Source organism: Micromonospora sp. DT62 (assembly GCF_049847285.1).
Lineage (GTDB): Bacteria > Actinomycetota > Actinomycetes > Mycobacteriales > Micromonosporaceae > Micromonospora > Micromonospora reichwaldensis.
Genome location: NZ_JBNCOB010000001.1, coordinates 179,418 through 199,335, shown reverse-complemented (window position 1 = coordinate 199,335; position 19,918 = coordinate 179,418). Strand labels below are relative to the sequence as shown.

The following is a 19,918-nucleotide window of genomic DNA, read 5'->3' as shown; positions in this document are numbered from 1 at the left end:
CCCGTACCCGCAATGGCATGATCCTCGCTCCATACACGATCATGAGCGGGGCGGATCTCGACAGGTGCCAGCAACGGAGGAACCTTCCGCTCGCCCGCTTCGTCTCGTCATCGCCGCGCACGCCGTGTCCACGTACGGCAGCTTCCTGAACATGGTGGCGCTGGGTCTGTTCACCCTGGAGATCACGGGCTCCGCCGTGTCCACCGGGATCTTCATGGCGGTCCGCCTGTGCGCCGGCGTCCTGATGGGGCTGGTCGCCGGCACGCTGGTCAGCCGGTACGCGCGGGCCAGGCTCATGATCGGCGGCGACCTGCTGTCGGCCGGCGCGCTGGTGCTGCTGGTCGCGATGCCGTCCGCTGCGCAACCGACCATGCTGCACGCGCTGGCCGTGCTCCTCGGCGGGAGCCAGACGCTGTGGGTGGTCGCGCTGCGCAGCGGGTTGCCCGCGCTGGTCGGCCCGGACGACCTGGCCCGGGCCAACGCGAACCTGGTGGCGGCCCGCTCGGTGGCCATGCTGCTGGGCTTCGGCAGCGCGGGCATCCTCGTGACCCTGTTCGGCTACCACGCCGCGTTCCTGCTCGACGCCACCTCGTTCGCGCTGTCCGCACTGCTGCTCTCCGCGGTCCGCGCCTGGCGCGTGGTGGGCCGCCCCGCCGGGCCGCCCGCCAAGGGCTCCCGCCGCGGGGCGGGGCTCCGGCGCCTCCTGCCCTCGGTTGCCCCCGTGATCCTGGCCATGATCGCGGTGCGGTCCGTCGACGCGTTCGGGTCCGCCTCCCACAACGTGGGCCTGCCGGTGTACGCGAACCTGGCCTGGCCCGACGCCCCCGCCGCGTTCGCCGCCCTGTTCACCACGCCCTGGGCGGTTGGCAGTCTCGTCGCCGGCCGGTGGTACGCCCGGCGGGCCGCCGGCACCTCCCGCCCGGGATCGCCGAGGGCCTTCGGCGTCGCCACGTGCGCGATGTCGCTGCTGTTCGTGCTCGCCTTCGCGGGGCCCCCGATCTGGCTGGTGGCCGTCCTGGCGCTGGCCGCCGGCATGGCGGACGGCTACGCCGAGATCAGCTACACCACCCGGTTGCAGACCGTCGAGCCCTCCCGTCTGCCGCAACTCATGGGCCTGGCCAGCACGGCGCAGAACGCGGGGTTCGGCATCGGCATGATCGTCAGCGCCTTCGCGCTCGACCGCCTGACGCCCCTGCCGGTGGTCGCGCTGGCGCACGGCCTGGCCCTCGCCGCCGCCGGTGCCTTCCTCATCTCCCACGCCCGTACGCCGGCGCACCGTCCGTACCGAACGCAAGAAGTCGAGGTAGCACCGTGAAGTCGACGTCCGCCGAACGGCCCGCCGCCGTCAGCCACGGCGGGGACCTGCCCGGCCCCGTCGACCATCCCCGGACCTTGGACGAGGCGCTGCTGCGGGCGGCCCGGAACCATCCGGACGCGGGCATCCGGATCGTGGGTCCCGACGGACGCGAGGAGTTCCTCGACCACCGGCGGCTGCTCGCCGGGGCGCGCGCGGCGCTGCCCGGTCTGCGGGCCCACGGCCTGGGTCGGGGGTCCCACGTCGTCCTGCGCATCACCTCGGGTGAGCAGTACTGGCCGACGTTCTTCGGCTGCGTCCTCGGCGGGATCGTGCCGCTCACCGTCGGCGCGCCCACCGGGTACGACGCGGACAACCCCACCGCCGCCGCCCTCGTGCACGCCTGGCGGGTGCTGGGGGAGCCCGTGGTGCTGGTCGGGCCGGAGGACCTGGACGTGCTGGCCCGGCTGCCGCTGCGGGACCGGGTGGTCGCGGTGCCGGAGCTGACCGCGACGACCGCTCCCGACGGTCCCGCCCCCTGCGGAGCGGATCCGGAGGCGGCGGACACCGACCCCGGGTCGGTGGCGCTGCTGCAGCTCTCCTCGGGCAGCACCGGCCGGCCGAAGGTGATCCCGTTGACGCACCGGGGGCTCTCGGAATATGCCGTCGGTGCCCGGACGATGCTCGACATCGGCCCGCGGGACGTCCTGCTCAACTGGCTTCCCCTGGACCACGTCGCCGGCCTGCTGCTCTACCACCTCGGCGGCGTCTTCCTCGGCGCCACGTCCGTCCACGTCGCCACCGAACGGGTGCTCGACGATCCGCTGCGGTGGCTGGAGCTGATGCGGCGGCACCGGGTCACGCACAGCTGGTCGCCGAACTTCGGCCTGCGGTTGGTGGCCGACGCGGTCGCCCGGGCCCCCGGCCGACCGTGGGACCTCGGCGGCGTACGCCGCATGGTCAGCGGCGGGGAGCAGTGCCTGCCGGAGACCTTCGAGGCGTTCGTCGCCGCGACCGGGGTGCCGGCGGAGGCGATGACGCCGGCCTGGGGCATGTCGGAGACCAGCACCGGAATCACCTTCGCCTCCTTCACCGAGCCCGGCACCCGCCTCCGGATCCGTACGGCGAGCCTGAGCGGCGACCTGGAGTACGCCGAGGACGACGACCCGGCCGACGTCACCGAGTTCCTCTCCGTCGGGCCGCCCGCGCCGGGTGCCACCCTGCGGATCGTCGACGCCGCCGGCGCGGTGCTTCCCGAGGGCCGCATCGGCCGGCTCCAGGTCTCGTCGGCGCGGGTCACGCCCGGGTACCTCGCCGACCCGGAGGCGACCCGCCTGGCCTTCCCCGACGGCGACGGCTGGCTGGAGACCGGCGACCTCGCCTTCATGCGGGACGGGCGGATCACCATCACCGGCCGGGCGAAGGACATGATCATCCTCAACGGGCACAACCTGCCCTGCCACGAGGTCGAGCAGGTGGCGGGGGAGGTGGCCGGGGTACGGCGCGGCCTGGTGGCCGCCGTCGGCGTACCGGAGCCCCGCACCGGCACCGAGTCGCTGGTGATCTTCTACGTGCCCGACGACGACGTGCCCGCGACGGGGGTGGCCGAGGCGGTGCGGGCGGCGGTGGCCCGACGCTGGCAGGTCGTACCCGAGCGGGTGCTGTCGCTCCCCGCCGAGCAGTTCCCGCGTACCACTGGGGGGAAGATCCGGCGCGCGGAGCTGGTCCGGCGCTGCCTGGCCGACCGGTCGCCGCGCCGGCCGCACGACGGGCGGCGGGCGACCACCGACTCCACCGGGGCCCCGGCGGCGCGCGCGGCCGGACCGGGCCGGGCGGAGGTGCGCGCCCTGCTGATCGGCATCCTCGGCGACCTGACGGGTGGCCAGGTCGACCCGGCGCGTCCGTTCTACGAGCTCGGCATCGGCTCGGTCGAGATCGTCCGCCTCCGGGCCCGCCTGGAGCGGGCACTGGAGCGCCCGGTCCCGCAGCCGGTGCTCTTCGCCCACCCGACGGTCGACGCGCTCAGCGCGCACCTCGCCGCCCCGGCGGTCACGCCCACGGCGGAGCCCGTCGGCAGGCCGGTACGGGACCGGCGGATCGCGGTGATCGGCATGGCGGTCCGCTTCCCCGGAGCGCGCACGGTCGACGAGTACTGGGCGAACCTGAACGCCGGGGTGGAGAGCGTGCGTGCCTTCACACCGGACGAACTCGTCGCGGCGGGAATCCCACGCGACACCGTCGACGCCCCCGACTTCGTGGCGGCCAGCGGGGTCCTCGACGACGACATCGCCGGCTTCGACGCGGGCTTCTTCTCGATCAGCGCCCGGGAGGCGGAGCTGCTCGACCCGCAACACCGGCTGTTCCTGGAGACCTGTCACCACGCGTTGGAGGACGCCGGGCACCCGGGCGACGCGCGGGGACTGCGGACCGGCCTCTACGCCGGCAGCGGAATGAACCTCTATCCGCACCACACCTACCTCCGCCAGCTCGGCCACCGGACGGTCTCCGCCGATCCGGCCGACTCGATCGGCGTCGCCCTCGGCAACCAGCCGGACTTCCTGGCCACCCGGGTGGCGTACCGGCTGGGGCTGACGGGGCCGGCCATCAACGTGCAGAACGCCTGCTCGACCTCGCTCGTGGCGGTGCACCTGGCGGTGCGGGCACTGCTCGACGGCGAGGTGGACCAGGCGGTCGCGGGCGCCGTGGCCGTCCACGTGCCGCAGGTGACGGGCTACCGGCACACCCCGGGATCGATCCTGTCGGCGAGCGGTCGGTGCCGACCCTTCGACGCCGACGCGGACGGAACGGTCGGCGGCAACGGCGTCGCCGCCGTGGTGCTGAAGCCGCTCGACCGGGCCCTGGCCGACGGCGACCGCGTGCACGCCGTGATCATCGGCTCGGCCGTGAACAACGACGGCGCCGGCAAGGTGGGCTTCACGGCGCCCGGGGTGGCCGGGCAGGTCGACGTCGCCCGGCGGGCGCTGGCCGCCGCGCGGGTCCCGGCGGAGTCGATCGGGTACGTCGAGGCACACGGTACGGGCACGGCCCTGGGCGACCCGGTGGAGCACCACGCCCTCGCCGAGGTGTACGCCGGCGGTCGACCGTTCCTCGGCTCGGTCAAGGCGAACATCGGTCACCTGGACAGTTGCGCGGGCATGGCCGGACTGATCAAGACGATCCTGACCGTGCGTTCCGGCCGGGTCGCCCCACAGATCAACTTCCGTAAGCCGAATCCGGCGATCGACCTCGCCGCCGGCCCCTTCACGGTGACCACCCGTGGCACGCGGTGGCCGGCGGACCTGCGGCCGCGCCGGGCGGCCGTCAGCGCGTTGGGGGTGGGCGGCACCAACGCCCACGTGATCGTCGAGGAGCCGCCCCAGGTGGACCGACGTCGGCCGGACGAGCCGCCGGCCCACCCCGCGCCGGGACTGCTGCCCCTGTCGGCGGCCGACCCGTCGGCGCTGGTGGAGCTGGCCGCCCGCCACCGCGACCTGCTCCGCGAGGACCCCGGCCTGGCGTTGGCCGACGTGGTCACCAGCGCCGGGCGGCGCAGACGCCACCTCCGGCACCGGCTGGTCGCGCTCGGCACCTCGGCCGCCGAGCTGGCCGACGGCCTCGACCGGTACGTCGAGGCGGGCGTGGCGGGCGACGTGCTGACCGGCCGGGCGGAGCCGGAGAGCGTCACTCCGGTCGCGCTGGCCTTTCCCGGGCAGGGCGACCGTCGCTGCGTCGTCCTCGATCTCGCCGAGCGGTTCCCGGTCGCGCGGGACGTGTTGGCCGAGGGGGCCGACGCGTACCGCCGGGCGACCGGTGGCGACCTCGTCGCCCGGCTGCGGGAACACCCCGTCGGAACGGGTCGCCCGACGGACGTGGCGCAGCCGGCGCTGGTGGTCACCGCGGTGGCGTTCGCCGAGCTGTGGCGGTCGTGGGGGCTCACGCCGGACGTCGTCCTCGGGCACAGCGTGGGCGAGTACGCCGCACTGGTCGTGGCCGGTGCGCTGTCCCTGCGCGACGCGGTCGGGCTGGCCGCGCACCGGGGCGTCCTGATGCGCGACGCGCTGCCACCCGGCGCGATGTGCGCGGTGCTGGCCGACCAAGCGACGGTCGATGAGCTGCTGCGTGGGTCGACGGCGGAGATCGCCGCCCGCAACGGCGCGGAGCACCACGTGCTCGCGGGTTCCCCCGAGGCCCTGGCGGCGGTCGTCCGGGAAGCCGAACGGCGCGGCGTGCCGACCCGCCCGCTCCCGGTCGACCGGGCGTTCCACTCGACCGGCGTGGACGCGGTCCTCGACCGGCTCCGCCAGATGATCGGGGAGGTGGAGCTCGCACCGACCCGCCTGCCCCTGATCAGCAGCCGGGACGGCCGGGTACGCCCGCCCGGCTGGCTGCCGGACGCCGACCACCTGTGCCGGCAGGCGCGCGAGCCGGTCGCCTGGAGCGCCGCCGTGGCCACCCTCGCCGAGCAGGGCGTGCGATCGGTCGTCGAAGCGGGCGCGGACGGGGCGCTGACCGGCATCGCCCGCGGCACGGGATCCGACCTGCGGTGGGTGCCGTCGCAACGTCGTGGCACCCCACCGGTCGACGGGCTGTGGCGGGCCGTCGCGGAGTTGCACGTGGCGGGGTTCCCGGTCGACTGGGCCGCGCTCACCGCCGACTGCGGTGGCCGGGCGGTGCCACTGCCGGCCTATCCGTTCCAGCGCCGGCGATTCTGGGTCTCCGCTCCCGAGGCGGCCGACACTTCTGCCGCGACCGACGTGCAGGTCGCGACCGGCACCTCTGCCGCGCCTGACGTGCGGGTCGTGGCCGGTGGGTCCGCCGCGAGCGGCGCGGCCGGGTCGTCGGCGAGCGCCGAGCCGGGGCCGCCCCGGCCGTCGGCCGGGCACGACGTCGGGGCCGAGCACGTGCTCGCGCGCATCCGGGCCCTGACGGCCGAGCGGCTCGGACTAAACGTGGGAGAGGTCGACCCGGACGAGACCTTCCTCGACCTCGGTGCCGACTCGCTGCTCCTGATCACCATGTCCCGGGAGATCGACCACGCGTTCGGGGTGCGGGTTCCCGTCCGGGACCTGTTCGCCGCCGTGGACACCCCCCGCCGGCTCGCCGAGGCGGTGACGCGCGGCGCCTCGGCCGGCGTGCTCCCTCCGGCGGCCCCGACGGCCGGCCCGACGACCGCGTCGCCCTCCGTCCCTGCCGCGCCGGTTCCCGTGCCCGCCGTTTCGGGTTCCGTGCCCGCCGCGTCGGTTCCCGTGCCTGTCGCGCCGGTTCCCGCACCTGTAACGCTGGTTGCCGCCGGGCCGGCTTCCGTGTCTGTCACACCGGGTCCCGCGCCTGCTGCGCCGGTTCCCGCCGGGCCGGTGCCCGTGCCCGTCGCTTCGGCGGCACCGACCCACCAGGGCGACGCCCCCCGGGACGTACCGGCCGACCTCGTCACGATCGTGCACCGCCAGCTGGACCTGATGCGCGACCAGCTCGCTCTTCTCGGCGCCGCCACCGGCACCGGCACCAACGGCGCCACCGCCACCGGCGCCAACGCCAGCACCAGCGGCGGCGCGGCCGTCGCCCCCGAGCCGGCGCCGGCCGCGTCGGTCGCCGGCACGCCGGACACCGTCGACTTCAGCCTGTACTTCTTCGGCGACTACCCCGACTCGGCCCGGGACGACGCCTACGGAACCATCATCGAGGCCGCCGAGTTCGCCGACACCCACGACTTCCACGCGGTGTGGTTGCCCGAACGGCACTTCCACTCCTTCGGCGGGCTCTTTCCCAACCCGTCGGTGCTCGCCGCGGCCCTCGCGACCCGGACCCGCCGGCTGCGCCTCAACGCCGGCTCGGTGGTGCTGCCCCTGCACCATCCCGTCCGGGTCGCCGAGGAATGGTCCATGGTGGACAACCTGTCCGGGGGGCGGGTCGGGTTGGGGTGCGCGCCCGGATGGCACGCCAACGACTTCGTCTTCTACCCGGACAACTACCGTCACCACAAGCAGGTGATGTACGACAATCTCGACACCGTACGGCGGCTCTGGCGGGGTGAGGCGATCACCGCGCGGTCGGGCAGCGGGGAAGACGTCGACATCCGCCTGTTCCCCCGCCCGGTGCAGGCGGAACCGCCGACCTTCACGGCGATCGTCGGCAACCCGGACAGCTACCGGGAGGCGGCCCGCCGCGGCCTCGGCGTGGTCACCAACCTGATGACCCAGGACGTCGGGCGGCTGGCCGAGAACGTCGCGCTGTACCGGCGTACCCGGGCCGAACACGGTCTCGATCCCGCTGCGGGGCGGGTGGTGGTGCTGCTGCACACCTTCCTCGGCGACGACGCCGAGCAGGCGCGGGCCATGGCGTTCGAGCCGTTCTGTGCCTACCTGCGCTCCTCGTTCAGCCTGCTCGGCCAGGTGGTCAACAGCCTGGGCATGAACGTCGACCTCGCCGACACCCCCGACGACGACGTCCGGTTCGTGTTGTCCCGTGCCTACCAGCGGTACTGCGAGCAGCGAGCCCTGATCGGCTCGCCGGAGAGTTGCCGGCCGGTGCTCGACGCGGTCCTCGACGCCGGCGCCGACGAGATCGCCTGCTTCGTCGACTTCGGCCTGCCGGCGGGGGCCGTGCGGGACGGCCTGCCGGCCATCGACGCGCTGCGGCGGGCCACGCCCCGTCGACCGGCCCCGGCTGCGGCTCCGGCCTCGGCCCCGGCCCCGGCTGCGGCGCCGGCCCCGGCACCGGCCGCGGCCCCGGCCCCGGCCCCGGCCCCGGCCCCGGCTGCGGCCCCGGCTGCGGCACCGGCCGCGGTGGTCGTCGGGACGGCGGCGCCGGAGGCCGTCGGGATCGCCGCGCCACCGACCGTCGAGATCGCGCCGTTGACGCCCGGCCAGCGGCGGCTGTGGCTGGTCGAGCAGGCGTACCCGGGCACCCCGGCCTACACGGAGGGCGCGGCCGTGCGGCTGTGCGGCGCGCTCGACACGGGGGCGCTGCGCGGGGCGTTGCAGGACGTCGTGGACCGGCACGCGCCACTGCGGACGACCTACCGCGAGGTCGACGGGCAACCCTGTCAGGTGGTCCGGCCGACGGCGACGGTCGACCTCCCGGTGCGGGAGCATTCCGGTGCCGACGAGGACGCCGTGGTGCGGGCGGCGATGGCCCGGGAGAGCGCGCGGGTGTTCGACCTCGTCGAGGGGCCGGTCTTCGCGTTCGAGCTGCTGCGCTTCTCCCCGACACACCACGTGCTGGTGATGTCGTTCCACCACCTGGCCACCGACGGCGGCTCGTACGCGGTCCTGACCCGCGAGGTCGGTGCGTGCTACCGGGCCCGGTCGACCGGTACGACGGCCGTGCTGCCCCCGCTGCCGGTCACCTACCCGGAGTTGGCCCGGGCGCGTGCCCGGTCGGCCCGGGACGGCGTGGACAAGAGCCTGGCGTACTGGCTCGACCTGCTCGATCCGCTGCCACCCACCCTCGTGCTGCCCTCGGACCGGCAGCGACCGGCCACCGTCTCGGCCGCCGGTGAGAGTCTCCTCGCGGAGATCCCGGTGGAGCTGACCGAACGGGTCCGGCAGCTCAGCCGTGTCGAGCGGGTCACCCCGTTCACCACGCTGCTCAGCGCGATCGGGGTGGCGCTGTTCCGCTTCAGCGGCCAACCGGACCTGGTGATCGGCACCGGCATGAGCGGCCGCGACGAGGATTCCGAGGACCTGATCGGGTTCTTCGTCGACACGATGCCGCTGCGGCTGGACCTCGCCGGTGACCCCACCTTCCGGGAGTTGCTCGCCCGGGTCCAGTACCGCTCGGCGGACGGGTACGAACACGCGGGTGTGCCCTTCGACGACCTCGTCAGCGCGCTCGCCCCGGCCCGGGAGGCCGGCCGACACCCGCTCTTCGACGTGGTCGTGGAGTACGAGCGCGGCGCCCCGGCGTTCCTGTTCGACCTGCCGGGAGTCACCGCCGAGCCGATCCCGGTGGGCCTGGACAAGGCCCCGGTCGACCTGGTCGTCTACCTGTCACACGGCGACACCGTGCGCTGCCACGTCGAGTACCGGACCGACGTGCTCGACCGGGCGACGGTGCGTCGCCTACTGGACTACGTCGAGCGGCTGCTCGACCGGGCGACCCGGGAGCCCGACGAGCCGCTGTCGGGCCTGGCGGCGTACCTGGACGACTCCGCCGACCGCCTGCACGGGCCGCGGACACCCGTCGGCGACGCCCGGCTGCACGAGTTGTTCCTGCGGCAGGCGGCCCGCACCCCGCACGCCGTGGCGGTCGTGTGCGGGACGACCCGGTGGACGTACCGCGAACTGCGCGAGCGGGCCGACCTGCTCGCCCGCCGGATCGCCGCCGCCGGCGTCGGGCCCGACGACCTCGTCGCGGTGCTCCTGCCGCGCCGACCGGAGCTGATCGCCGCCCAGCTCGCCGTGCTGATCGCCGGCGCGGGCTTCCTCCCCCTCGATCCAGGGCTGCCCGCCGCCCGGGTGGCCACCCTGTTCGCCGACAGTGGCGCCCGGCTGCTGGTCACCACGAGGGACGTGGACGCGCCGACGGACGCGGTCTGCCTGCGGGTCGAGGATCCCGGTGACCCGGACCTGCCGGCTCCGAGCCGGGTGCCGACGGCGGAACAGGTGGCCTGGTGCGTCCACACGTCCGGCTCGACCGGCCGGCCGAAGGGCGTCCTGGTGCCGCACCGGGCCGCCGTGGACACCATCGACTGGCACGTGCGGGCCCTCACCCTCACCGGAGCCGACACCGTCGCCCACGGGCTCGGGCTCGGCTTCGACGCGAACCTCGCCGAGATCCATCCGGCGCTCGCCGCCGGCGCCACCGTGCATCTCGTACCGGAGGAGGCACGCTCCGACCCCGCGGCCCTCGTCGAGGAGTGGTCCCGCGGCGGCGTCACGGTGGCCTTCCTGCCGGCGCCGCTCGCCGAGCTGGTCTTCGCCCTTCCGCTGCCCGCGCACGCCCCGCGGACGCTCGTCGTGGGCGGCAGCCAGCTCCGGCGCCGACCGCCCGCCGGCTTCCCGGCCGAGGTGATCAACGCCTACGGTCCGACCGAGTGCAGCATCGTCGCCACGGCGGGTCCGGTGCGGGCGGACGTCCCGGGGCCGGTCGACATCGGCACCCCGGTCGACAACCATCGGCTGTACCTGCTGGACGAGCGCGGTGTGCCGGTGCCACGGGGGGCGGTGGGGGAGCTGCACGTCGGCGGAACCGGCGTGGCCCGGGGCTACCTCGACCGACCCGCGGCGACCGCCGCCGCCTTCCTGCCCGATCCTGGCCTGCCCGGGGCACGGGTCTACCGGACCAGGGACCTGGTCCGGGAACGGGGCGACGGGACCCTCGAGTTCGTCGGCAGGGTGGACGACCAGGTCAAGATCGCCGGACAGCGGACGGAGCCCGGCGAGGCCGCTGCGGAGCTGGCTGTGCTGCCGGGGGTGCGCCAGGCCACCGTCATCGCGCGGCAGGACCGGGGCGACGAGCCGTACCTCGCCGCGTACGTCGTGGGGGACGACGACGGGGAACCGGCCGCGACCCGCGCGGAGCGACTCGCCGCCGTGCTGGCCGAGCGCCTGCCCGCACACCTCGTGCCGCGGGCCTGGGTGCTGCTGGACGCCCTGCCCACCACGGACAACGGCAAGGTGGACCGGTCGCGGCTGCCGGCACCCGCCGTGGCCGGCGCCGCCGACCGGCCCCGCACCGCCATGGAGCAGCTCGTCCACGACGCCTGGTGCGCCGAGCTCGGGGTGGCCCGGCTGCCGGTGGACGTCCCCTTCTTCGCCGCGGGCGGTCACTCCCTGGCGGCCGTACGGTTGGCGAACCGGCTGACGGACCTGCTGGACCTGAAGGTCGGCACGCACCGGGTGCTGCGCAGCCCGGGCATCCGGGCGATGGCGCGGGACCTGACGACCGCGGAGGTTGGCTCCGAGGTCGTGGACCGGGCGCCGGCGACCCACCCGCAGGAACTGATGTGGCACCGCCAGCGGCAGGCCCCCGACCCGCCGGCCGTGCACATGGCGGTACGGGTGACCCTCGCCGGTCGGCTCGACGTGCCGGCCCTGCAACGGGCGGTCGACGGCCTGGTCGCCCGGCACGAGGCGCTGCGCACCCGCCTGGTGGAACGTGCCGGTGAGCTGGTCCAGGAGGTGCTCCCGGCCCGGCCGGGGACCCTGCCGGTGCGCGACCTCGCCGCCGACGAGGTCGAGCAGTGGTGCGTGCGGACCGGCCGCGAACCCTTCCCGGAGGACACGGGACCATGGCTGCGGGCCCGGTTGGCGCGGCTGGGCGACGACGCGTGGGTGCTGATGCTGGTCGTGCACCATCTGTGCGGTGACGGCTGGTCGATGCTCCAACTGCTCGACGAGATGGGGAGGGGCTACGCCGCAGAGATCGGGCAGGGTACGGCCCCCGCCGCGCCGACGGCGCGCTACGTCGACCACGCGCGACGGCAACGGGCGACCGCCGTCGCGCCGGACGTCCTGCGGTACTGGCGGGACCAGCTCGCCGGAGTGCCCCGCGCGGTGTCGTTCCCGGCCGACCGCCCACGGCCGGCGCGGCTGTCCGGCCGGGGCAGCGAGTTCGCCTTCGACGTCCCGGCCGAGCTGACCGACCGCCTGACCGGCCTTGCCGAGCGCTGCGGCACGACCCTGTTCCCGGTCCTGGCCAGCGGGTACGCGCTGCTCGTGCGCGAACTCACCGGCGCGCGTGACGTGGTCCTCGCCTGCCCGTACGTCCACCGCTACCACCGCGAGGACGAGTCGGTCGTGGGGCTGTTCACCAGCCCGCTGCTGATGCGGCCCCCGCTGGCGGGCGCGGCGTCCTTCGCGGAGCTGGCGGCCGGCACCGACCAGGTGTTCCTCGACGCGATCCGGCACCAGCCGGCGCCCCTGGCCGAGGTGTACGCGGCCCTCGACCCGCACTGGCGGGTCGGCATGCCGCCACCGGTCGCCACGACGCTGTTCGGCTGGAACCCTGGGATGCCGGAGGTGCGGCTGCCGGGGCTCGTGGCGCACGCCACCGACCAGGGGCTCGGCTGCGCCCGCCGTGACTACGCCACGGTAGTCACCCCGCACGGGGGCGGCCTGCGGGGCGTCGTGGAGTACTCCACGGACCTGTTCGACCGGGCGACGGTGGCGGCCTGGTGCGACCGCTTCGTCGCCATCCTCGTCGCGGCCGCCGACGAGGGGCCGGGGCCTGCGGGGCGCTGATCGATAGCGGTCACCTCCGCCGTTCTCGTCGTTCTGCCGCCCCGCTGCGACGGTGGGGCGGCAGAACGGCGGAGCTCATTCCGCCGGGTCCCGGGGGCCCGGCTCGCCCTCCTCCAGGGTGGTCAGGGTGCGGATGCGGCTGGCCCAGACGGCGAGCGGCATCCCGGCGGCGGCCACGCACACCACGACCAGGCCGGCGCGTGGGCTCCACAGCTCCGACACGGCACCCGCGACGAGGGCGCCGATCGGGATCGCCCCCCAGGAGATGAAGCGGACCGACGCCATCACCCGCGACAACAGGTGGCGCGGCGAGAACATCTGCCGGTGCGTCCTGGTCACGACGCTCAGCATCGTCACGCCGGCGGCGAGGCCGAGCATCCCGACGACGAACGGCACGACGCCCCACTTCTCGTCGTCGGAGATCAGCATTGCCAGGGCCAGCACGGCCCCCACCGTCGGCGCGATCAGAAGCGTGCGGGCGTCACCCAGCCGGTCGACGAGCCGGGCGACGTACGCCGCGGCGAGCAGGGCGCCCACGCCGTCCGCCGCGAGGACGACGCCGACGGCGCCGGCGGGAAGATCCAGCGTGTGGATGAGGAAGATCGGGGTCACGGCCAGCAGGGCGCCGTTGGCGAAGTTCGCCGCCGTGGCACCCAGCAACGAGGGACGCATCACCGGGTGCCGCCAGACGAACGCCAGGCCCGCCTTGATCTGTCCGCCGAAGCTCTGCTGCCCGGAGCTGGGCTCGACCGTCCTGGGCCGGACGGGGATCCGGCCGAGCAGGACGGCCGAGGCGAGGTAGCTCACGGCGTCGATCACGATGGCGTAGGCGGCGCCGACGGTCTGCACGAGCACGCCGCCGAGTGCCGGGCCGCCCAGCTGCGAGGCGGCCGACGTCCCGGAGATCAGACCGTTGCGGCGGGTCAGTTCCTCCCTGGGCACGACCTCGGGCAGGAAGGTGGAGTTCGCCACCACGAAGAAGTTGGTGGCCAGGCCGATCACGAACGCCACCGACAGCAGGTGGGTCAGCGTGAGCGCGTCGAACCACACGGCGACCGGGATCGTGACCAGGGCCAGCGCCCTCGCCAGATCCGTCGTGATCTGGACCCGGCGCAGATCGAGACGCTGCACGATGACGCCGGCCGGCAGCCCGACCAGGATGATCGCCGCGTAGTTCGCCGCGGTCAGCAGGCCGACCTCGAAGTTGGAGGCGTGCAGGGCGCTGATCGCCAGCAACGGCAGCGCGACGGCGCTGATCCCGGATCCCACCTCACTGGTCGCGCTCGCCGCCCAGTAGTGCCAGAACGCCCTGCGGCCGTCGGCGGGGGAGTCTGTCGTCCGCCGTTGCGGCGATGCAGCCACCATGGTTTCTCCACAGATGATCGTTGGCGGACACCCGGCGTCGAAGGCGACGGGTGCCCGGGGCCCGCCGGGGGGTGCCCTTTCCCCGGGGCCGGGCAGCTCCCGCCATGCTGTCCGTGGCGCCGGCCGGCCCGTTCGGGGCGCCCCGGCACGCCCTGACGCTACCGGCACCCATCGACGCCGGCCTCTCCCGTCGCGGCCGCGCCCGGTCGTCCGGCGTGGACAAGCGGGCCGAAGTGTGCCAGCCAGCCGGAGCGACCAGGCATCTGAACGATCGTTTGTGGTGAAACTAACAGCCCGCTTGCCACGATCAGATGAAGATCATAGCCTTCCGTCACTGTGTTGGCGGTCACAAGAGACGGTCGACAAGGGACTGCCCTCGTGGTCCGTCGAGGGTTGAAACGGGAGGTCAACCGCTAGACAGGGAACGCTGGAAGACCGATCCGTCCTGCTGTCCGCCTAAGTGGGCACTCAGCCCGTTCCGTGCGGTCGCATGTGGTGCCGGGGGCGCCGCGGGGCGGTAGAGGCGAGGGCCTTCCCAGCTCCGATCTGCATGCCGAAACGGGGGGACACATGATTTCGGTGGTGATACCGGCGCTCGACCGCGCGCACATGTTGCCCGCGACACTCGCTCCGTGGCGCACCCGGGGGGACTGCCAGCTCATCGTCGTCGACGACGGCTCGACGGACGAGTCGGCCTCCGTCGCCGCGGCGCACGGCGCGGAGGTGGTCCGGATGCCGGAGAGCCTGGGGCCGGCGGCGGCGCGCAACGCGGGCCTCGACCGGGCACGCGGCGACCACGTGGTCTTCCTGGACGCGGACATCGTCGTGCCCGAGCGCTTCGCCGAAGAGGTGGCGAGGGCGCACGCGTACGCCAGCGACCTGGTGGTGCTGGGCCTGCGCCGGCAGCAGCCGCCCCCGGACCGTCCCGACGCGTCCCCCCGGCGCGACAGCCGTCAGCTCCTGGCGGACCTGTACTCCTACAATCTCGCGCGGCACCCGCAGCCGTGGGCCCTGGCGTTCTCGTGCGTGCTCTCCGCGCCGCGGGCGCTCCTGGACCGTGCGGCGCTGCCCCCGCCGGGAGGCGTGTTCGACCCCGACTTCCGGCAGTGGGGCCTGGAGGACCTCGAGCTGGGGTTGCGGCTCGCCGCCGCCGGTGCGCGGTGGGCCTTCGCGCTCGGGGTCGACAGTGATCACCAGTACCACGACCGGGAGATGACCGCCGAGCGGTTCGCGGGGTGGCGCACGAACCTGTCGAGGATGGTGCAACGGCACCCGGCGGCGGGCCGGTACACCGCGATGAGCCGCATGTTCGACCCGGCGGTCAGGGCCGACTTCCTCGACACCTTCCAGTCGTTCGCGGGTCCACCGCCGTCGGCCACCGACGCCCTGGTGCTGCGTGTGCGGGCGGACGCCCCGCTGCCGGTCCTCCTGGACAGGGTGGCGCGCACCGACGAGGACAGCACGGTCTTCCTCGTCGCGCAGCAGCCGTCGAGCCGGCTGGCCGCCGCCTGCGCGACCGTCCCGCAGTCGGCACGGATCGCGCTGTACCCGGAGGAGGCGTGGGACCAGGTGGCGCCCGTCGCGCTCGCCGGCTGCCGGAAAGTGATCACGGAGGAGTTTCGGTCCAGATGAACGGTTCCCCGATCGACCCGAAGATCGTCGGCTGTGTGATCGTCAAGGACGAGCAGCGCTTCCTGGCGGACTGCCTGACGTCCATGCGCCAGTTCTGCGACGAGATCGTCGTCGTCGACACCGGATCGCGTGACAGGACGCCGGACATCGCCCGGGCGCACGCGGACCGGGTCTCGTCGTACCCCTTCTCGGGGAACTTCTCCGACGCCCGCAACCACGCCCTGGACCTGGTCGACGGCGCCGACTGGGTGCTGTTCCTGGACGCCGACGAGCGCATCCACCCCCGACAGGCCGAGGCGCTGCGGTCGACGCTGGGCGCGGCCGACGCCGGTGTGGGCGGGATCAGCATGCTGCGCTACAACTTCTTCCCCTCCGGCGGCTTCTACAGCGGCAACGTGCTCAAGCTCTTCCGGGCCGACCCGCGGATCCGGTACGAGCGCCGCGTCAACGAGTCGGTGAAGGGCTCGCTCGCCCGGGCCGGATACAAGGTAGCGGACAGCCCCGCCCTGCTGACGCACATCGGCCACATGCGGTCCCGGGTGGAGCGCGACCGCAAGGCCGAGCTGTACATGCGGCTCATGCGGGAGCAGCTCGCCGCCGCGCCCGACGACGCCATCCTCACCGGCTACATCGGTCTGAACCTGCGGATCCTCGGGCGGTTCTCCGAGGCGCTCGACCTGAGCGCGCAGGCGCTGGCCATCGACGACGGCAACGCCACCGTGTGGGCGTTCCGGGGACACGTCCTGCGGTCCACCGGCGAGACGTCCGAGGCCCGGCAGGCGTACGCCCGCGCCCTGGAACTGCGACCGTCGGACGGCGGGATGCAGAACATGATCGGCTGCTGCGAGGCCTCCGCAGGGCGCCTCGACGAGGCCGACGAGTTGTTCGCCGCCGCTTTCCGGACGGATCCACGGCTGGTGCACACGGTGCTCAACCGTGGGCTGGTGGCGCAGGCCCGGGGCGACTTCCCGACTGCGGAGGCCCGGCTGCTGGAGGCGGCCGGACTGTTCCCCCCGCTGCTGACGGAGGACCCGGTCGGCCGGATGGAGACCGACCCCCTGCACACCCTCTACTTCGAGACCATGACCGGGTACGCGGGGCTGGCCCACCACCTCGCGTACGTCCGTGGCTGTCGCGAGGGCTGGCTCTCCCCGATCCGGGTCAGCGCCCGTGCCGAGGACTGAGCCGATCCGCCTGGCCTTCTCCGGCCGGAGCGGGAGCGGCAAGGACAGCGTGGCGGAACAGGTCTTCGCCCTGGCCGAGGTCGACGTGGTGCGGCTGGCCTTCGGCGACCACGTCAAGGACGAGGCGGCCGTGCTGACCGGGGCCGTGGCGGCGCACCCGACGGATCCGGCGCTCGCGGCGACGGCCGTCGCGCAGGCGCTCGACGTCGACCGGGGCACCGCCGAGGCGGCGGTGGCCCGGGTCGCGGCCTACCACCGCGCCGTGGCGGCCGGCGTCTCCGAGCGGGCCGCTGTCCGCCCGCTCCTGCAGTGGTGGGGAGCCGACGTGCGGCGGGTGCGGGACCCCCTGCACTGGGTGCGGCAGGTGGTCCGCCGGATCGCCGCCATGCCCGACGCGACCCACATGTACATCACGGACTGCCGGTTCCCCCAGGAACTGGCGCACATGCGCGACGCGGGGTTCGTGACGGTACGCGTCACGTGCGCCGAACAGCTCCGGCTCGCACGCCTGATCGCCCGTGACGGCGCGTCGAGCCGGGCGGTCGACGGTCACCCGACCGAGACCGCTCTCGACGACGACACACCGCACGACCTCGTCGTCGCCAACGACGGCGACCTGGCCGACGCGGCGCGGAAGGTGCTCGACGGCATCCGACCGGCTCGGCAGGGCTGACCACCCGTCAGCGAGCCTCACCCAGGAGGAAACCATGTCCACTCCCAAGCACTCCCTCCCGATCCTCAACGCGCCGCAGTTCCTGACCGACCCGGTCATGACCTACGAGCCGGGCGCGCCGGCGTGGGCGAACGAGATCCCCACGTCGATCAACGACACCTACGGCGACCCGTTCATCCCCGAGCAGATCGACAACACGGTCGCGAAGCTGCACGAGTTGCGGTCCCACCGGGCGCCGTTGGCCATCTTCACCAAGGCCGGCCCGGACGAGGACGTCCTGCGCAAGCTCGAAACCGTCTCCGACCTCGACCAGGTGGTCGTCTACTACTCGCTGACCGCGCTCGACGAGGGTGGCATCTCCTTCCCGGACCGGGTACGGATGATCAAGGAGTTGAAGGGGATCTTCCCCAACACCCTGGTGTTCACCCGGCCGATCATCCGGGGGCAGAACGACGATCCGGCGACGCTGCGCCGCTTCGTGGAGGTCGCCGCGGAGCACACCGGGCTGCTCGTGCTCGGCGGGCTGCACGACCCGTACAAGAAGAAGCGGATCGAGATGCCGGTCGAGGACCGCCTGGTCGGGTACTGCGACGAGGCGGACGTCCGGTGTTTCCACAAGACCAGTTGCGCCGCGGCCCACCTGCACGACACCTCCTGCTGGGTCCACGACCTCGGCGCCCCGCAGCACCTGGAGGTGGTCGCCGAACTCGGCTACGAGTTCGCGATCGACGGCGACCGGATCGTCCTCGCCGAGGGCACGACCGGCGACATCAACTTCCTCCGGATGCTGACCCGCGCGGAGATCTACGTCGAGGACCTGAAGAGCAACTACAACCTGCTGACGATCCCCACCGGCGAGCGCAAGCTCGAGGCCACGTCCTCGTGGTTCGCCTGGTCGGAGAACATCGACGTCTGCCTCGACTGCAACTACTGCATCATCAAGCAGATCGAGTACCTCAAGAAGATGAAGGTGCAGATCGGCGTCCACCCCACGCGACTGACGCAGATCGTGGAGCGCGCCGGTCGCCGGATCGACCTGACCAGCTTCCGCAAGACGAAGCTCAAGGCCTCCCAGCCCGCCGACGCGCGCCATCTCTACGAGAACGTCCGGGTCGCGAAGCCGTGCTTCACCCACCGGTACGACGCGCAGCGGGAGAGGTCCGCAAGCCGCGAGGCACTGCCGGCGGCAGGCTGAGCGGAGACAGCGACGGCGTCCCGTCGCCGGTGCCGGGCCGCGCCGGCGACGTGGACGCGCGCCGGCGCCGGCTCCGCGGCGACGGTGCTCTGACGGACGGTGGAAGCGCAATGAACCCTGATCGGAGCGGCATGCTCATCACCATCGACGGGATCGACGGTTCGGGAAAGTCGACCCTGGCATCCGCGCTGGCCGCGCACCTGAGCGCGGCGGGACGACCGGCCGTCGTGCACCGCCCGGTGAACGCCGGACAGGACGGGCTGCCCGCGCTGCGGCGCGTCGCCTCGTTCGCCGGGACCCGGGACGCGGGGGTCGCCGCCGGACTCGACATCTACGCCCTGCACCTCACCTACGCGTTCGTGGCGTACGCGGTCGACGAGGTCGTACCCGCCCTCGCGGCCGGAACGACGGTGATCTGCGACCGGTACGTCACCTCGCACCGGGCGAACCAGGCGGTGTTCGGTGTCGACCTGTCCAGCGTCGAGCCCCTGCTGCGGTCCCTGCCGGCCCCCGACCACGAGTTCCACCTCCGGCTGGCCCCCGAGGACGCGAAGAGACGGATCGCCCTGCGGGCCGGCGCGGCGGGTGTGTTCGACGGCGGCGATCTCCTGGCCCGGGCCGCCGAGGCGTTCGACGCGGCGGCGGACGGCAAGGCCCACCGCATCGACGCCTCGGCGGATCCCGACGCGATCCTCCGTACGGTGGTCGCGATCCTGGACGGGGGAGCATGACGGTCTCCACCGCGCCGGTGCCGGTCTTCGTCGCGCTGCCCGACTGCGACCAGCCGCGGTTGTGGATCCCGGGATCCTCGGTGGCCGGGGTGCTGATCGTCCCTGGCATCGGTGAGCCGCGTGCCGGCATCAACTACCTGTGGGCGGAACTGGCCGCCGCCCTGCACGCCGTCGGGGTCGGGTCCGTGCGCATGGAGCTCGACGGCTGCGGCGAGGTTGCCGGTGTCCGCTCACCGGCCCGTTGGGTCCGGCAGGTCGGCTCGGCCGTCGGCTTCCTGCGTGAGCGCACCGACCGGGTCGTCGTCGTCGCGCGGGGTGCCGGCACGCTGGTCGTCGGCACCGGCCCGGACCACCTCCTGGCCGTCCGACCCACACCGATGGCCACGCTGTCCCGGCTGCGGGAGCGCCCTTCGGCCGGCCCGGTGCCGGCAGCCGCGGACGCCGCCGGGCCGCGGGACGAGGACCTCGAGGACCTCGGGTACGAGTCCCGCTGCCCGCCCGCCGGGCAGCTGACCGGCAGCGAGCTCGCGGAACTGTACGACGTGGGGCGGGAGGCGCGGGCACCGGACGAGACCTGGTTCGCCGACGCGCCCACCCACCTGACGACGGAGCAGCGGCGGCAGCTGATCGCACGTGTCCTGTCCATCGTTGACTGATCACC

9 protein-coding genes are annotated in these 19,918 nt (G+C 74.0%); 8 read left to right on the top strand and 1 reads right to left on the bottom strand.

Annotated features, from left to right (window positions below; all coding sequences use genetic code 11):
- Positions 1-64: 64 nt before the first annotated feature.
- Both ACPXCB_RS00845 and ACPXCB_RS00840 read left to right on the top strand, forming a co-directional pair.
- Positions 65-1,315, top strand: coding sequence for an MFS transporter (locus ACPXCB_RS00845; RefSeq protein WP_425871254.1), 1,251 nt, complete (start codon positions 65-67; stop codon positions 1,313-1,315).
- Positions 1,312-12,477, top strand: coding sequence for a MupA/Atu3671 family FMN-dependent luciferase-like monooxygenase (locus ACPXCB_RS00840; RefSeq protein WP_425871252.1), 11,166 nt, complete (start codon positions 1,312-1,314; stop codon positions 12,475-12,477). Before ACPXCB_RS00845 ends, ACPXCB_RS00840 begins: the two co-directional genes overlap by 4 nt.
- A 75-nt stretch (positions 12,478-12,552) precedes the next feature.
- Here ACPXCB_RS00840 and ACPXCB_RS00835 read toward each other — a convergent pair whose 3' ends face one another.
- Positions 12,553-13,842: an MFS transporter gene (locus tag ACPXCB_RS00835; RefSeq protein ID WP_425871250.1), complete on the bottom strand. Its 1,290-nt coding sequence runs from the start codon at positions 13,840-13,842 to the stop codon at positions 12,553-12,555.
- Positions 13,843-14,412: 570 nt separating this feature from the next.
- Here ACPXCB_RS00835 and ACPXCB_RS00830 point away from each other — a divergent pair.
- From ACPXCB_RS00830 to ACPXCB_RS00805, 6 genes are all read left to right on the top strand, one after another.
- Positions 14,413-15,474 (top strand): glycosyltransferase family 2 protein, encoded by a 1,062-nt coding sequence (locus ACPXCB_RS00830; RefSeq protein ID WP_425871249.1) that lies wholly within the window; start codon positions 14,413-14,415, stop codon positions 15,472-15,474.
- The gene (locus ACPXCB_RS00825; RefSeq protein WP_425871247.1) at positions 15,471-16,658 is read left to right on the top strand and encodes a glycosyltransferase; all 1,188 of its coding nucleotides are present in this window, start codon (positions 15,471-15,473) and stop codon (positions 16,656-16,658) included. Before ACPXCB_RS00830 ends, ACPXCB_RS00825 begins: the two co-directional genes overlap by 4 nt.
- Positions 16,645-17,331, top strand: a complete 687-nt coding sequence (locus tag ACPXCB_RS00820; RefSeq protein ID WP_425871245.1) for a hypothetical protein — start codon at positions 16,645-16,647, stop codon at positions 17,329-17,331. The genes ACPXCB_RS00825 and ACPXCB_RS00820 overlap by 14 nt, the downstream gene beginning before the upstream one ends.
- A 34-nt stretch (positions 17,332-17,365) precedes the next feature.
- Positions 17,366-18,526 carry a hypothetical protein gene (locus ACPXCB_RS00815; protein ID WP_425871243.1) on the top strand — a complete coding sequence of 387 codons (1,161 nt, stop codon included), beginning with the start codon at positions 17,366-17,368 and terminating at the stop codon, positions 18,524-18,526.
- A gap of 110 nt (positions 18,527-18,636) precedes the next feature.
- On the top strand, positions 18,637-19,257 hold the full coding sequence (locus tag ACPXCB_RS00810; protein WP_425871241.1) for a dTMP kinase: 621 nt from the start codon (positions 18,637-18,639) through the stop codon (positions 19,255-19,257).
- Positions 19,254-19,913: a hypothetical protein gene (locus tag ACPXCB_RS00805; protein ID WP_425871239.1), complete on the top strand. Its 660-nt coding sequence runs from the start codon at positions 19,254-19,256 to the stop codon at positions 19,911-19,913. The genes ACPXCB_RS00810 and ACPXCB_RS00805 overlap by 4 nt, the downstream gene beginning before the upstream one ends.
- The last annotated feature ends 5 nt before the right edge of the window (positions 19,914-19,918 follow it).

What these genes read in the sequence shown, in the direction of transcription:
- ACPXCB_RS00830 (WP_425871249.1), top strand. Translation starts at nt 14,413, where the DNA reads ATGATTTCGGTGGTGATACCGGCGCTCGACCGCGCGCACATGTTGCCC.
- ACPXCB_RS00825 (WP_425871247.1), top strand. Translation starts at nt 15,471, where the DNA reads ATGAACGGTTCCCCGATCGACCCGAAGATCGTCGGCTGTGTGATCGTC.
- ACPXCB_RS00810 (WP_425871241.1), top strand. Translation starts at nt 18,637, where the DNA reads ATGAACCCTGATCGGAGCGGCATGCTCATCACCATCGACGGGATCGAC.
- ACPXCB_RS00805 (WP_425871239.1), top strand. Translation starts at nt 19,254, where the DNA reads ATGACGGTCTCCACCGCGCCGGTGCCGGTCTTCGTCGCGCTGCCCGAC.
- ACPXCB_RS00835 (WP_425871250.1), bottom strand. Translation starts at nt 13,842, where the DNA reads ATGGTGGCTGCATCGCCGCAACGGCGGACGACAGACTCCCCCGCCGAC.
- ACPXCB_RS00815 (WP_425871243.1), top strand. Translation starts at nt 17,366, where the DNA reads ATGTCCACTCCCAAGCACTCCCTCCCGATCCTCAACGCGCCGCAGTTC.